This window comes from Marinobacter sp. EN3 (genome assembly GCF_000475315.1).
Classification (GTDB): Bacteria; Pseudomonadota; Gammaproteobacteria; order Pseudomonadales; family Oleiphilaceae; genus Marinobacter; species Marinobacter nauticus.
In genome coordinates this window covers 43,995-58,495 of the sequence record NZ_AXCC01000018.1, presented here as the reverse complement: position 1 = coordinate 58,495, position 14,501 = coordinate 43,995, and the positions used below count along the sequence as shown (strand labels likewise).

13 protein-coding genes and 1 riboswitch are annotated in these 14,501 nt (G+C 56.6%); of the genes, 9 read left to right on the top strand and 4 right to left on the bottom strand.

What is annotated here, in order from left to right:
* Nucleotides 1-157: 157 nt before the first annotated feature.
* From Q675_RS25775 to thiC, 3 genes are all read right to left on the bottom strand, one after another.
* Nucleotides 158-643, bottom strand: a complete 486-nt coding sequence (locus tag Q675_RS25775; RefSeq protein ID WP_023010963.1) for a DUF1249 domain-containing protein — start codon at nt 641-643, stop codon at nt 158-160.
* Nucleotides 640-1,260: an NUDIX domain-containing protein gene (locus Q675_RS25770; RefSeq protein WP_023010962.1), complete on the bottom strand. Its 621-nt coding sequence runs from the start codon at nt 1,258-1,260 to the stop codon at nt 640-642. Before Q675_RS25770 ends, Q675_RS25775 begins: the two co-directional genes overlap by 4 nt.
* Before the next feature lie 114 nt (nt 1,261-1,374).
* Entirely contained in the window at nt 1,375-3,252 is a 1,878-nt protein-coding gene (gene thiC, locus Q675_RS25765) for a phosphomethylpyrimidine synthase ThiC (RefSeq protein ID WP_031211222.1), read from the bottom strand.
* Between the two features lie 83 nt (nt 3,253-3,335).
* Nucleotides 3,336-3,449, bottom strand: a riboswitch (TPP riboswitch).
* Between the two features lie 186 nt (nt 3,450-3,635).
* Between thiC and Q675_RS25760 the strand changes: the two genes are divergently transcribed.
* Nucleotides 3,636-4,997, top strand: coding sequence for a TolC family outer membrane protein (locus Q675_RS25760; RefSeq protein ID WP_023010960.1), 1,362 nt, complete (start codon nt 3,636-3,638; stop codon nt 4,995-4,997).
* A 56-nt stretch (nt 4,998-5,053) separates the two neighbouring features.
* On the opposite strand, the gene waaA is transcribed toward Q675_RS25760, so the two are convergent.
* Nucleotides 5,054-6,307 (bottom strand): lipid IV(A) 3-deoxy-D-manno-octulosonic acid transferase, encoded by a 1,254-nt coding sequence (gene waaA, locus Q675_RS25755; RefSeq protein WP_031211220.1) that lies wholly within the window; start codon nt 6,305-6,307, stop codon nt 5,054-5,056.
* Nucleotides 6,308-6,324: 17 nt separating this feature from the next.
* On the opposite strand from waaA, the gene lpxL reads away from it, so the two are divergent.
* The 8 genes from lpxL to Q675_RS25715 all read left to right on the top strand — a co-directional run bounded on the left by lpxL (nt 6,325) and on the right by Q675_RS25715 (nt 14,492).
* Nucleotides 6,325-7,383, top strand: coding sequence for an LpxL/LpxP family Kdo(2)-lipid IV(A) lauroyl/palmitoleoyl acyltransferase (gene lpxL / locus Q675_RS25750; RefSeq protein WP_227499520.1), 1,059 nt, complete (start codon nt 6,325-6,327; stop codon nt 7,381-7,383).
* Nucleotides 7,380-8,798, top strand: a complete 1,419-nt coding sequence (locus Q675_RS25745) for a mannose-1-phosphate guanylyltransferase/mannose-6-phosphate isomerase (protein WP_023010957.1) — start codon at nt 7,380-7,382, stop codon at nt 8,796-8,798. The genes lpxL and Q675_RS25745 overlap by 4 nt, the downstream gene beginning before the upstream one ends.
* Nucleotides 8,795-9,694 carry a lysophospholipid acyltransferase family protein gene (locus Q675_RS25740; protein ID WP_023010956.1) on the top strand — a complete coding sequence of 300 codons (900 nt, stop codon included), beginning with the start codon at nt 8,795-8,797 and terminating at the stop codon, nt 9,692-9,694. Before Q675_RS25745 ends, Q675_RS25740 begins: the two co-directional genes overlap by 4 nt.
* Before the next feature lie 69 nt (nt 9,695-9,763).
* A complete protein-coding gene (locus Q675_RS25735; RefSeq protein ID WP_161629038.1) occupies nt 9,764-10,630 on the top strand; it encodes a glycosyltransferase in 867 nt (288 codons plus the stop codon).
* A gap of 39 nt (nt 10,631-10,669) precedes the next feature.
* Entirely contained in the window at nt 10,670-11,569 is a 900-nt protein-coding gene (locus tag Q675_RS25730) for a mitochondrial fission ELM1 family protein (protein ID WP_031211213.1), read from the top strand.
* Nucleotides 11,566-12,666 carry a glycosyltransferase family 4 protein gene (locus Q675_RS25725; RefSeq protein WP_023010953.1) on the top strand — a complete coding sequence of 367 codons (1,101 nt, stop codon included), beginning with the start codon at nt 11,566-11,568 and terminating at the stop codon, nt 12,664-12,666. Before Q675_RS25730 ends, Q675_RS25725 begins: the two co-directional genes overlap by 4 nt.
* Nucleotides 12,667-12,726: 60 nt before the next feature.
* On the top strand, nt 12,727-13,767 hold the full coding sequence (locus tag Q675_RS25720) for a glycosyltransferase (RefSeq protein WP_023010952.1): 1,041 nt from the start codon (nt 12,727-12,729) through the stop codon (nt 13,765-13,767).
* On the top strand, nt 13,764-14,492 hold the full coding sequence (locus Q675_RS25715; RefSeq protein ID WP_023010951.1) for a YrbL family protein: 729 nt from the start codon (nt 13,764-13,766) through the stop codon (nt 14,490-14,492). Before Q675_RS25720 ends, Q675_RS25715 begins: the two co-directional genes overlap by 4 nt.
* Nucleotides 14,493-14,501 lie beyond the last annotated feature (9 nt).

Here is a 14,501-nt window from a genome sequence, read left to right as displayed (position 1 = left end):
TGGCTTAGTTCAGATTGATTGTTCACGAATGGAAGGTGGATCACATTCTGACCAGCGGCACGCTATATTTTGCAGTATTTGACAACTCTGCCACAGGTCCGACAACCGGCTTTATAGACTTTCGGCGAACTGAGAAACCGTTCAGAGATGAGGGTTTTCAATCGATGCCTTCGCCCGCAGACCAGGCTGCATGCTCCATCGGCAGGTGCCCGAAACGCAGGCAGTAGTCCAGCCAATCGGCCAGGAAGCCGTTCACCTGAACCTTTTCATCCGGGTGATGCATAAACCGGTTCGGATAGTCATTCACGGGCGCAATCTGTCGTTGCCGGTAGCAGCTGATTACTTCGGCCATGAGGGCATCGTGGTATACGCGCACAGTCATCCGCGGGTTGTTCAGCCATCGGCCGCTGTTGTGGACTTGCTCCAGCAGCAGGGTTTCTGTGAATCTGGCCGTTTGCAGCACTTCAATTCGCACCCGGCCCAGGTACTGGTTCTCCCGGTGCAGTTCGAACTCACATACGGGTTTGCCATCCACCTCAAGCTGGCGCAGCTTGCGCAGGCGCTGATAGTTGCCGTCGCAGAGCGCCCCCAACTGGCGCAGGTCCGGCACATATTGCCTGGGCCGCTTTACCCACTCCGTCATGCTTGCCACTCCCGCCGCAAACGCTCCCGGTTCAGTTGCAGCCACTGGATGGCAATAATCGCGGCGGCGTTATTGATGCGGCCATCAGCAATCATGGCAAAGCATTCTTTCGCTGACACCACGTGGCTGAGAATGTCCTCGTGCTCATGTTCCATACCGAAAACACCACCAGCCTCGGCGGTGCTGATCTGACCGCAATACAGGTGGATCATTTCCGTGGTACCGCCGGGGGAAACCAGGTAATCGCAGATTTTGTCCAGGCGACTGAAACTCAGCCCAGCCTCTTCCTGACCTTCTCGCTGGGCCACCTCTTCCGGACTCTCACCATCCTCGTTCATGCCAGCAACAAGTTCCAGTAACCAGGGGGACTGGTTACGGTGGAGCGCCCCCAAACGAAACTGCTCCAGAAGCACAACCTCGTCGCGCGCCGGGTCGTATGGAAGCACGCAGGTGGCATCACCTCGGATAAACAGTTCCCGGGTAAAGACGGGCATGTCGCGACCATCGAAGCGCGGATGCGTCAGCCAGAGTTTGTCCATTCGGAAGAAGCCCTGGAACACGGTTTCACGTTTTTCGACTTTGACGTCGCTGGCGTTGAACTGGAATGGTTTTGGCATTACTTCACCCGGTTGCGCATTCGGCCTTGAACGATAGCCGGAGCCACGGCGGTGTGCAAGTTAACACCCCGCCAGGCACGGATTCACGCCATCACGGAACCAAGTGAATGCGGGTCAGATCTTGTCGTAGATCTTGCTACCCGATTCCACGAACTCCCGTGATTTCGCCTGCATACCGGCATCAATCGCCGACACCTCATCGATACCGTGCTCTGCCGCGTAATCCCGGACCTCCTGGGAGATTTTCATCGAGCAGAACTTGGGGCCACACATGGAACAGAAATGCGCCACCTTGGCCGATTCCTTGGGAAGGGTTTCGTCGTGGTAGGCGCGGGCAGTATCCGGGTCCAGCCCCAGGTTGAACTGGTCTTCCCAGCGGAACTCGAATCGTGCTTTGGACAACGCATTGTCGCGGATCTGGGCACCCGGGTGACCTTTTGCAAGGTCTGCAGCATGCGCGGCGATCTTGTAGGTGATAATGCCGGTTTTCACGTCGTCCTTGTTGGGCAGTCCAAGGTGTTCCTTGGGCGTGACATAACAAAGCATGGCACAACCGTACCAACCGATCATGGCCGCCCCAATGCCAGACGTGATGTGGTCATAGCCCGGGGCAATATCGGTGATCAGCGGTCCGAGCGTATAGAACGGCGCTTCGTCACAGCATTCCAGCTGTTTGTCCATGTTCTCCTTGATCAACTGCATCGGCACATGGCCGGGGCCTTCGATCATGCACTGGACGTCGTGCTTCCAGGCAATTTTGGTGAGTTCTCCGAGAGTTTCCAGTTCACCAAACTGGGCGGCATCATTGGCATCGGCAATAGAGCCCGGGCGCAAGCCGTCACCAAGACTGAAGGAGACATCATAGGCCTTCATGATTTCGCAGATGTCTTCAAAGTGCTCGTACAGGAAACTTTCCTTGTGGTGAGCCAGGCACCACTTGGCCATGATGGAACCACCTCGGGACACGATGCCGGTGGTGCGTTTGGCGGTCAGTGGTACGTGGTGCAGGCGCACGCCGGCGTGGATGGTGAAGTAATCCACGCCCTGCTCCGCCTGTTCAATCAAGGTGTCGCGGAAGATTTCCCAGGTCAGATCTTCGGCCACGCCGCCGACTTTTTCCAGGGCCTGGTAGATGGGCACGGTGCCGATGGGGACCGGGGAGTTGCGGATGATCCATTCCCGGGTTTCGTGAATGTTCTTGCCGGTGGACAGATCCATGATGGTATCCGCTCCCCAGCGAATGCCCCAGGTGAGTTTTTCCACTTCCTCTTCAATGGAGGAGGTCACTGCCGAGTTGCCAATGTTGCCGTTGATCTTCACCAGGAAGTTGCGGCCGATGATCATCGGTTCGATTTCCGGGTGGTTGATGTTGGCTGGAATGATGGCGCGGCCACGGGCCACTTCGTCGCGAACGAATTCCGGGGTGATTTCTTTCGGCAAGTTGGCACCGAATGACTGGCCGGGGTGCTGCTCGGCCAGCAATCCATTCTCTCGGGCTTCCTGCAGCTTCATGTTCTCCCGGATGGCAATGTACTCCATTTCCGGCGTAACAATGCCCTGCCGGGCGTAATGCATCTGGGACACATTGTTGCCGGGTTTGGCACGCAGGGGTTTGCGCTCGTCCATAAACCGGAGCGGATCCAGAGTCGGATCTTTCATACGCCGGCGGGTAAACTCAGAGGTATACCCTTCCAGTTGTTCGACATCGCCGCGTTCGGCAATCCATGCAGCGCGCACCGGCGACAGCCCCTTACGCAGATCGATGCTGGCTTCCGGGTCTGAATAGGGCCCGGAGGTGTCGTACACCACCACTGGCGGATTCTTTTCCCCGCCCATTTCAGTGGGCGTGTCACCCACAGTAATTTCCCGCATAGGCACGCGCAGATCGGCTCGGCTACCCTGCACGTATATTTTTCGTGAGCTTGGTAATGGTTTGATTGCTGCGGAGTCTACTTGTGCGGAATCGCTCAGGTAGGATGGGATGTCCGTCATCGTCTGCTCCCGTGTTTGCTCAGGTGGTCGGGTCGCGTATGACGGAGTTATGCCGAAGGTAATTCGAAACCTACTTCTGGCATGGTTCGTACGGTCTTAATCCCTACGCCGGTATTATCCGGATCAGGTCGCGGGTTCTGCGTTGCAATCTCAGCCGATCACCTGGTTCAGGCAAATCAGCACCCCGTCAAGACGCGATAAATATTCTGTTTTGCTCACAAAATGAGTGAGCTTTTCAAGTGTAGAGACGGGAACGATTATTGTCCATAATGGGCCACCAATACCTTTGGGTCACTATCGGGATAAACCCGAGCTCTACACGTTGACCTGCCAATACCTGTGTCCAGATCACGGATGCCCGGAGATAGTTTTCAGGAGCAATAATGAAGAAACGTTTACTTCCAGGTTTGATCACCCTGCTGGCAGCCCAGCCCGCTTTCTCTCTGGATCTTGTGGAGGCTTATGAGCAGGCACTGTCATATGACTCCGGCATCGCCTCTGCGCTGGCACAGTTTCAGGCCCAGCAAGCCGCCAGCGATGTGAGCAAGAGTACCTTATTGCCGCAGGTTGGTGCGTTTGCCGAAGCCAACCACACGGATTTCGACGCTGAAAACGGCCCGGGAGACAGCTACAAGTCATTCAACTATGGCGTGCAATTGTCGCAACCGGTTTTCCGCGCCGACAACTGGTTCCGCTACGACGCCAGCCAGTTCCAGACCGAAGCCGCCCAGGCCCAGTACAACCTGGCCCAGCAACAACTTATTCTGGATGTTGCAACCGCCTATTTTAATGTCCTGCGCGCTCAGGATACCGTTGCAACAGCTCGCGCGACTGAAGCAGCAATCCAGCGCCAGTATGAACAGGCGCAGGAACGCTTCGACGTCGGCCTGATCGCCATCACCGAGGTGTACGAAGCCCGCGCCAGCTATGACGACAGCAAAAGCCAGCGCATCGCAGCCGACAACCAGCTGAATGTCGCCCGCGAGCAGCTGGCGCGACTGACCGGCGAATACGCCGATGACCTGGAAAACCTGCGCGAGAATTTCCCGCTCGGTCGACCTGAGCCCATGAACCCGAATGCCTGGGAAACAACAGCCCTGGACCAGAACTGGTCCATTCAAGCGGCTTTATCACAACTGAACGCCAGCGAGGCCAATCTTAAAGTTGCCAAATCCGGCCATTTGCCAACACTGGACCTGGTGGCATCCTATGGCGAGTCCGAGCTGGACGGCGCCCGAAACCCTCAGCAGGAAGGAACCCAGGGGGTTATTGGCCTGGAGCTCAACGTGCCTCTCTATATGGGCGGCGGCACCCAGGCCGGCGTGCGCCAACAACGCTCTCTGGTCACCGCTGCAGAGCAGGATCTGAACACCGTCCGTCGCGATGTACAGGTAAACACCCGCAGCCTGTTCCTGACCGTGAACAACAACGTGGAGACAGCCTCTGCCCTTGAGCAGACCATCATCTCCCGCCGCAGTGCACTGGATGCAACCCGCGCCGGCTATGATGTAGGTACCCGGAACATTGTGGAAGTGCTGGATGCAGAACGTGCGTACTACGTGGCCCTGCGGGATTACGCCAACGCCCGCTATGACTACGTGATCAACACCCTGCAACTGAAGCAGGCGGCAGGCACCCTGAGCCCGCAGGACCTGATTGACCTGAACAACTGGCTCAGTGAAGGCGCTCAGGGCATAGAGGCACTGGCCAACGATGAGGAAGTGCTGGACGACCCGATGCAATAACGCTGGCCTTGAGCATTACACCAGCCAGGCGGGCCTCCTGATTCAGGGGCCCGTTTTTACAGGCGCTCGACAATACCCTCAACGACCCTGTCCAGTGCCCCGCGATTTTTATTCACCACCGCCAGTGCCCGCTCCCCCAGAGCCTGCCGTTCTTCCCGGGTCGCCATTAAACGGACCACGGCCTGGCCCAACTCGTCCCCGCTTTGGACCATCACCACACCCTCGCCGGCACGAAGGCGCTCATACACCGTCTCAAAGTTGAACACATGCGGGCCGGAAAGTACCGGAATACCCCAGGCCGCCGGCTCCAGCGGGTTGTGCCCGCCCCTTTCAATCAATGAACCGCCGACAAACGCCATGTCACCCGCGCCGTAGAGCATCATCAGCTCGCCCATGGTGTCGCCCAGGTATACCTGAGCATGGGCAGGATCTTGCTGCAGTGAGCGGCGGGCCACGTTGAAACCGGCTTTTTCCGCCAGCTCCGCCACCGAACCAAACCGGTCCGGGTGGCGGGGCACAATCACCAGCAAAGCCTGCGGGTGTTGCCCGAGCACCGCCCGATGGGCCTCCAGCAGCTGTTCATCTTCGCCGGCATGCGTACTGCCAGCGACCCACACGGGCCGCGCTCCCAGGATTTGTCGACACTGGCGGGCTGACTCACGAATGCCTTCGGTGATATCCACGTCAAATTTCACGCTACCCGTCACTTCCACACTGGCCGGTGCGACACCAATGCGCCGAAAACGCTCAGCATCTTTCTCCGCCTGGGCGGCGATCCAGGTAATTTTCTGCATGACCGGTCGGACCAGTCCCCGCACCCGCTCGTAGCCCCGGGCCGAACGCTCCGAGAGACGGGCGTTGATGAGGAAAACGGGAACCTGTTTGCGGTAGCACTGGGTGATCAGGTTCGGCCAGATTTCGGTTTCCATCACTACCAGGATGCGAGGCTTTATTTGTTTCAGAAAGCGCCCTACGGAGCCTGGCGTGTCGTATGGGGCGTAGGCGTAGGCAATTTTGTCGCCAAACATCTTCCGGGCCTGGGCCAGTCCTGTTTCAGTTGTCGCAGTCATTAGAATGGAGGCATCGGGATTTTCCGCAACCAGCCGCCCGACCATAGGACCTGCTGCAATCGTCTCACCAACGGATACCGCATGTACCCATATAACTGTACCCGACATCTCTGGAACATAGCCTAAACGATGCCACCATTTCTCTCGACGCGCGGGCGCCTTCCGACCACGCCACCATAACCGGCACAAAATCAATGGCAACGCCAACCTGATTAGCTGCGAATAAATGAAGAGCAACACGCGGGACTCCCGGCGAAATGATGCGTTATCATAGTGAAATCATTGTATCGCGGGGCATCTTGCCTTCGGACAAACTTTTTGTCGATTCAGGAACAGCAATTTTGAATAAGAAGTACCGCCAAAAATCCCGGAATACTGACTACTCAGCCTACCTCCATCCCCGCTGGTGGCCAACCTGGGTGGGCATTGCTCTCATGTGGTTTACCGCACAGCTTCCCCTGCGTATTCAGTGGAAGTTGGGGAAAGCTGCCGGACTGATCACATGGAAGTTGGCGAAGAGCCGCCGGCACATCACCGAAACAAATATCCAGCTGTGTTTTCCGGAATACAATGACAAACAACGGGCGGCCTTGGTCCGCAACTCATTTATCGCCAATGGCATTGGCCTGATGGAAATTGGAATTGGGTGGTTCAGAAACACTGAAAAGCTGAAAAAAATCACCTCTATTCATGGCCTCGAACATTTCGAGAAAGCCAAACAGGAAGGTCACGGCATTTTGCTGATTGGCGGCCACTACAGCACATTGGAAATGGGTGGTTCCCTGGCAACCCTGTATATCGATTCTGATGTCATGCAGCGCGACCACAACAACCCGCTGATGAACGCCGTAATGACCCGCTCACGCGCCAAACGCTACGGCAAAGTACTGGCGGCCAAAGATCTTCGCGGACTGTTACGCAGCCTGAAAGACAACCATGCTGTGTGGTACGCCACCGACCAGGACTATGGCAGGAAAGACATCGTCTTCGCACCCTTTTTCGGCGTACCCGCAGGCACAATCACAGCAACCTCCCGCATTGCTGAACGCAGTAAGTGCGTAGTGATGCCATTCAGTCATTTCCGTCGAGAAGACAAGCCCGGATATGACATCTATTTCCACCCACCTTTAGAGCATTTCCCAAGCGGGGACGATCTCGAAGATGCCACGCGCATCAACGCGGTTATTGAAAATGAAATTCGAAAAGCACCGGATCAGTATCTCTGGATGCACCGCCGGTTCAAGACCCGACCGAACCCAGAGGACCCCGGATTCTATAACAAGAAGCGCAGGAAACGCTCCGGAGCATCAAAATGATCTATCCAGTCATCATGGCCGGTGGCACCGGCTCGCGCCTATGGCCGATGTCCAGACAACTGAATCCGAAACAGTTCCTGAAACTGACCGATGACAAACTGTCGATGCTGCAGCTGACAGTTGCGCGACTGAAAAGCATGGAAGCAGCCGACCCAACGCTCATCTGCAACGAGGAGCACCGGTTCCTGGCCGCTGAGCAGATGCGCCAAGCAGGCCATGACGACGCCAGAATCATTCTGGAACCCTGCGGGCGAAACACCGCGCCGGCCATAGCCCTGGCTGCCCTCCAACTGGCAAAAACCGTCGACGAAAACGAAGACCCTTTGATGCTGGTACTGGCAGCGGACCACCTTATTCAGGATACGCCAGCCTTCCAGGCGGGCATTGCCCGCGCCATTCCACTGGCCAACCAAGGTAAACTGGTTACCTTCGGCATTGTGCCGGGACACCCAGAAACCGGTTATGGCTACATCCAGCAAGGCCCGGCACTGGACGAGGAGAGCTTCAAGGTTAATCGCTTTGTCGAGAAGCCGGACCAGAAGACGGCCGAAGAATACCTGGCCTCGGGGGACTACCTGTGGAACAGCGGCATGTTCATGTTTGGCGCCCGCACCTATATTGAAGAACTGAAAAAGCATCGCCCCGACATCCTGGCCATCTGCCAGGCAGCCATGGATGATGCCAGCGAGGACCTTCACTTCGTTCGTGTGAACGAAAACGTATTTGCCGATTGCCCGGAAGATTCCATCGACTACGCGGTCATGGAAAAAACCGACAACGCCGCCGTCGTATCACTGGACGCCGGCTGGAGTGACATTGGCTCCTGGTCCGCCCTCTGGGCAGTCAGTGAGAAAGACACCAACGGCAACAGCTTCAACGGCGACGTGATTGCCCAAAACACAGCCAACACCCTGGTTCGGGCCGACAGCCGCCTAGTGAGCACCGTCGGCGTGAAAGATCTGGTCATCGTGGAAACCAAAGACGCACTGCTGGTCGCCCACAAGGACCATGTGCAGGATGTGAAAAAAATCGTGGAAACCATCAAGAACGATGGCCGGCACGAGCACATGAACCATCGGGAAGTCTATCGCCCCTGGGGTGTGTACGATTGCATCGACAACGGCAGCCGTTATCAGGTCAAACGCATTACCGTGAAGCCCGGCGCCAAGCTCTCGGTGCAAATGCATCATCACCGGGCAGAACACTGGATTGTTGTGAGCGGGACCGCAAAAGTGACCAACGGAGAGAAAACCTATCTGGTCACGGAAAACCAGTCCACCTATATTCCCATCGGGCAGGTTCACTCCCTTGAAAACCCCGGCGTTATAGATCTGGAGCTTATTGAAGTTCAGTCCGGCTCCTATCTCGGAGAGGACGACATCGTGCGCTTTGATGACAAATACGGAAGGTCATGAGCAAGCTAAAATACTATCTGATCATCAGTCCCATTAAGGTCGTTGGCACACTCTCTCTGGGCCTGGCGCAGCGTCTTGGAGCCTGGGGCGGCAAACTGGCGTGGGCGTTGGGAGCCGATGCCCGAAAAGTCACCGAGACCAACATCCGGCTGTGCTTTCCCGAGCTTTCCCAAAAGGAACAGACAGAACTCGCCCGAACGTCTTTGATGCATACGGGCATGACTGCCCTGGAAATTCCCATGATGTGGGAATGGCCGGTGGAGAAATGCCTGGACCAGATCCGCGAAACCCAAGGCATTGAACTGGTTGATCAGGCACTGGCCTCCGGCAAGGGGCTGATCTTCCTGGCTCCACACCTGGGCAACTGGGAACTGGCCGGCCTTTACTTTTCGGCCCGCTACAACATGGCGGCGCTGTACAGCCCTCCCAAGATCCCCGAGTTTGAGGACTACATGATCAAAGTCCGGGGCCGGCTTGGCTGCGAACTTGTCCGCGGTGACCGTAAAGGGCTTTCCAGGCTGGTCACGATCCTCAAGGAAGGTGGCATTGCCGGCATTTTGCCGGACCAATCCCCCCGGGGGAAAACCAACGCCTACGCCCCGTTCTTCGGCACAGAGATTCGCACCATGACCCTGGCAGGCAAGCTACTTCAGAAAACCGGCGCTGCGGTTCTGGTAACCTACGCCGAACGATTGCCGGATCATCAGGGTTATCGCCTGGTGGTCACCGAAGCGGAACCCGGCCTGACCGACCAGGATTCAACCACTGCGGCTGCCGCCCTGAACCAGTCGGTGGAAAACGTAGTCCGCCTTATTCCTGAACAATACCAGTGGGAATACAAGCGTTTTCGTCATCAGCCTGACGGCAAAACAAACCCTTACAATTTCAAAAGCTAGAATCGCAACCTTATGTTCAAAGCACAGAGACGGCAAAAGCGCCTTAAAGCGAAACAGGAAGCGTTGGAGTTGACCAAAAAAACGGTGGTCTCTGCGCAACTCTTACAGTCGGCCCTGGCATCCCGGGAGGCGGGGGTCGGCAATGCCAAGCCTCATGAAATAACGGTTTCCCTGACCAGCTTCCATAAGCGTATTGATAATGTTCACCTCACCATTGAGAGCATTTTTCAGCAGTCCCTGCGCCCTGACCGGATTATCCTGTGGCTCGCCCGGGATATGGATGAGGATAACCTTCCGGAGATCCTCACGCAGCAGCAACGGCGAGGCCTGGAAATCCGGTTTATGGAAAGAGACCTGGGGCCCTATGGCAAGTTTTTCCACACACTGAAGCAACACCCGGATAGTCTGATCATCACCATCGATGACGACATCCTATATCCACATGACATGGTCGACATGCTGTACCGGAACTGGGTAAAAGAACCGGAAGTGATTCACTGTCACCGGGCTCATACCATTGGGTTTGATGGCAATGGGAAGCTGCTGCCCTACAAGCAATGGAACAAAGGAAAAGCGAGCACAACCCCTTCCTTGCTGACCTTTCCCACCGGCGTCGGCGGCGTACTTTACTTTCCGGGCTGTTTCGATGAAAGAATTCTGGATGAAGAACTTTTTATGTCTATTTGCCCCAAAGCAGATGACATCTGGCTAAAAGCCATGAGCCTCAAAAAAGGCGTTCTATGCAAGCGCGTGGAAGACTATCGCAACTGGGGCACTCGGTTCCTTGTCGTGGAAGACTCTCAGGTAACCGCACTGAAACGATCCAACAAATCCGGCCCCCAAAGCAACGATGTCAAGTTCAAAGCGGTTTGGGACTATTTTGATTTGTGGGACAAGATCGGAGCCGATGCCCCGGAATCCAGAAGGACATCCTAATTCGTGAGCGCCAGCTTTCCCTCCGCCCCCGTAGTGTGGATGATCACAGACCAGAAGCCCGGCCACCGGAACCAGCTACGCGGGCTCGGTGACCGGTTAACCACTCGCTTCGCCCCCCAAATACACTGGATCGAAGCCCAGCGGTATAGCGCATCCTGGTGGCAAGCCATTTTTGGGCGAGCACCAGTGATCGATCAACCGACGCCAGACATCATCATCGCTGCCGGCAGCCAAACCCAAAAACTGCTGCTGGCCTGCCGCAAACGTTATGATGCAATGACTGTTGTGCTGATGCGCCCGGCACTTCCATTCGCAAAACCAGACCTTTCGATCATTCCGGCCCACGACAACCCGCCGGACCGCCCGGATGTACTGATCACCCGAGGTGTTCTCAACGCCATCAAACCACAAGAGCAGCCCGTCGAAGCACAAAACGGTCTGATCTTGATTGGAGGCCCTTCAGAGCATTACGAATGGGACGGTGAAGCCATCTTAGGGCAGGTCAGCACCCTGGCCGACGAATACCGCGATTGGCACTGGACAGTCACCTCTTCACGCCGGACGCCAGCCGCCCTGCTCGAACAACTGACCGACATCCAGCGGAACAACGTGACATTCCACCACCACGAAAAGACCGGCCCCAACTGGTTAATCGACACGCTGGCCGAGACACGCACTACCTGGGTCTCCCCAGACAGCGTGTCCATGGTTTATGAAGCACTCACCGCAGGCACATCTACAGGATTATTAGATCTGAAAGCCCGCAACAACAGCCGTGTCGTTCGGGGCCTGGAGTCACTAAAGGCCGATGGATTGGTGACTGAATGGCAGGACCGCGCTCAACTCATGCAGGCGGAACCCGGCAAAGCCCCCAAACTGTGGGAAGCCGACCGTGCCGCTGAGTGGGTGATCAGAAAATTCAGGGAGTTTCATCAATGAGAGTACTGCAAGTCCTGCCGGCACTGAACAGTGGCGGCGTGGAACGGGGCACGGTGGAGTTCGCCCGGGAACTGGTCAAACAGGGCCATGAATCCATCGTGCTTTCCTCCGGCGGGCGCCTGGTTGATCAACTAGAAGCCGAAGGTTCCCGTCACGTCACCATGCCGGTCCACCGTAAATCCCTGGCCTCATTTGGACAGATACTGCCGGTGCGCCAACTCCTGAAACAACTGAAACCGGATGTTGTTCACGTCCGCTCACGGCTCCCGGCCTGGATCATCTGGCTGGCCTGGAGGGGTGTGCCGGAAAAGGATCGCCCGGCCCTGGTCAGTACCTTTCACGGCATGTATTCCGTGAACGCCTACAGTGCCATCATGGCCAAACCGCAGCACCTGATCGCCATTTCCCACTGCGTAAAACAGTACATACTCGATAACTACAAGGTGGACCCTGGGCGCATTACCGTCATTCAGCGCGGCGTGGATACCCGCGCCTTCCACCCGGCACCTCCCGATGCCGCCTGGCTGGAGCAGCTTTACTCTGAACATCCTCAGCTAAAAGACAAAAAGCTGATCCTGATGCCTGGCCGGCTGACTCGCTGGAAAGGTCAGGAGGCGTTCCTGGCCATGATGGCGGACCTGCTCCAGCGCGAGCCCGAGGCACACGGCGTTGTTGTTGGCGGCGCCGAGAAAAACAAGGAGAGTTACCTGGCAGAACTGGAAGCACAGGCAAGAGAGCTTGGCATTGACCAGCAGATCACCTTCACCGGCCACCGCTCGGACATTGTCGAGTTCTATCGATTGGCCGACGTGGTCTGCCATATGTCGAACAAACCCGAACCTTTCGGCCGCACCCTCACGGAAGCCCTGGCGGTGGGCACACCGGTTGTCGCCTTCGACCGTGGCGGGGCGGCAGAGTCGCTGTCCGCCTGTTTCCCCGAAGGCCTGGTACCACCGGATAACCTAACAACCTTTGCCGCCAAAGTGCATGAACAGCTACACCAGCATCCCCGGATTGTTGTGCATCCAGAGTTTCAGTTGGAGCACCAGGTTCAGGCAACCCTTGAGGTCTATCACAGAGCTGTAACCCACAGCTGAAGACCCTGACCAGGCCGGCTGGTACAATAGTCGTTTTATTATCCAAGGGACCCGCCAGACATGCGAGTACTACACATTGCCTACCAGCAGCTGCGCCGGTACGGCCAGACCCGGGTAAGCTGGGCTCAGAAGCTGACCAACGGCCTGATCAAGAATGATCACTATGTCTCTGTCTTTAGTGACCGGGACGTGGCAGCCTTCGAAGCACCGCTGGGTATTCGCGACCTGGGTAAAAACAAGGCCAACCAGAAACTACTGGAAACCGTGGATGCCGTTGAGCCCGATCTGATCATCGCCGGGCATTGCGACATCATCACCAACGACACCCTGGCAGAGATCCGCAAGCGGCGCCCCTCGATCACCATTGCCCACTGCAACAACGATCCCCTGTTTGTGCCGGACAATGTCGAGCGGATCAAGCACCGTGCCTCAGTGGCCGATGCCATCTTTGTTTCCACCGGCCGCCGCGAACTGGATATCTTCGAGGGCCTGGGTGCTCGGGTTTACCACATGCCCAACCCCGTAGACCCTGCCATCGAGTGCATGAGCAACGACCAGCGCATGGACCTGGATATTGACCTGCTGTTCTGCAGCAACAGCACCAACTTCACCAAGCGCCTGGAAATGGTCAAATGGCTGAAGGACCAACTCGGTGACGAGTTGAACTTCAAGACCTTTGGCAGCTTTGGCGAGCCCCCAGTCTGGGGACGGGACTACGACCGCGCGCTGGCACAGACCCGCATGGGCCTTAACCTGAACCGTCAGGAGGGTCACTACTGGTATTCATCCGCCCGAATGGCGCAATTGGCGGGTAACGGCATCCTGCAGTTCACCCACAGCGGCCCCCGGTTTGACGAGCTTCTGCCGCCGGAAAGCGTGGTCTATTTCAACGACCAGGAAGACCTGCTCAGCAAAATCCGCGAATTCCATCATGACGATGCCAAACGCCGCTTGTGGGCTTCCCGGGCACGGGAATTCTTCCATACCGAAATCAACTCCCGACTTTACGCCCAGTACATTGTTGAAGCGTCCCTGATGCAGCCCTTCTCACATGAGTATGTCTGGGCCCGGGATATCAACCTGGATGGCAGTCAGCGATGACCGTGATTCTGTCCGGACAGGAACCGTTTGCCCAAGGCGGTAACCGCCTGTGCTTTGTGCATCCCGAAGACGACCAGAGATGCATCAAGGTCCGGCGGCCGGATTTCACCCTGGAAGATCTCCGCAGATCCAAAGGGTTTCCAAAAAACTTGAGACCACTAAGCAGCTTCGATGACAATCTGGAGGAATACCGCGTCATCAATGACATCTGCCAGCAGGTCGGGCCAGAGACATTCCGACACATCTACAAGTGTTACGGTTTTGTAGAAACAGACCTAGGTCTCGGCCTGGAATGCGAACTGATACGGGATGCATCCGGCCTGATTTCCCTGTCTCTGAAACAGTACATCTGGGAACATGGCTACACCGACAGCTGCCGTAAAGCCGTAGACGTCCTGACACGCTTCTGGGTTAGCCATCGGGTGCCCTCCAGAAAACTACTGACCCACAACATCATGGTGCAGCAGACCGAGAATGGCGAGATCCGTCGCCTAGTTGTAATTGACGGGCTCGGCTCCCCCAACTTGCTTCCGTGGGGCTGGTTACCGGCCTCCCTCCGGGATAAACGCGTGCAAGGTCGGATCCAACATCTGCAGCAAAAGATCAAAGAAGCCATGGACAACAGAGAGCGTGGAATCGCACCTAGTCAGGTGGGCTTTCTGAACCACAGAGGCGACCGAGACACACCTGAACCATCTCGGCCAGGTATGCATGGGGACCATTGATTCATGCGG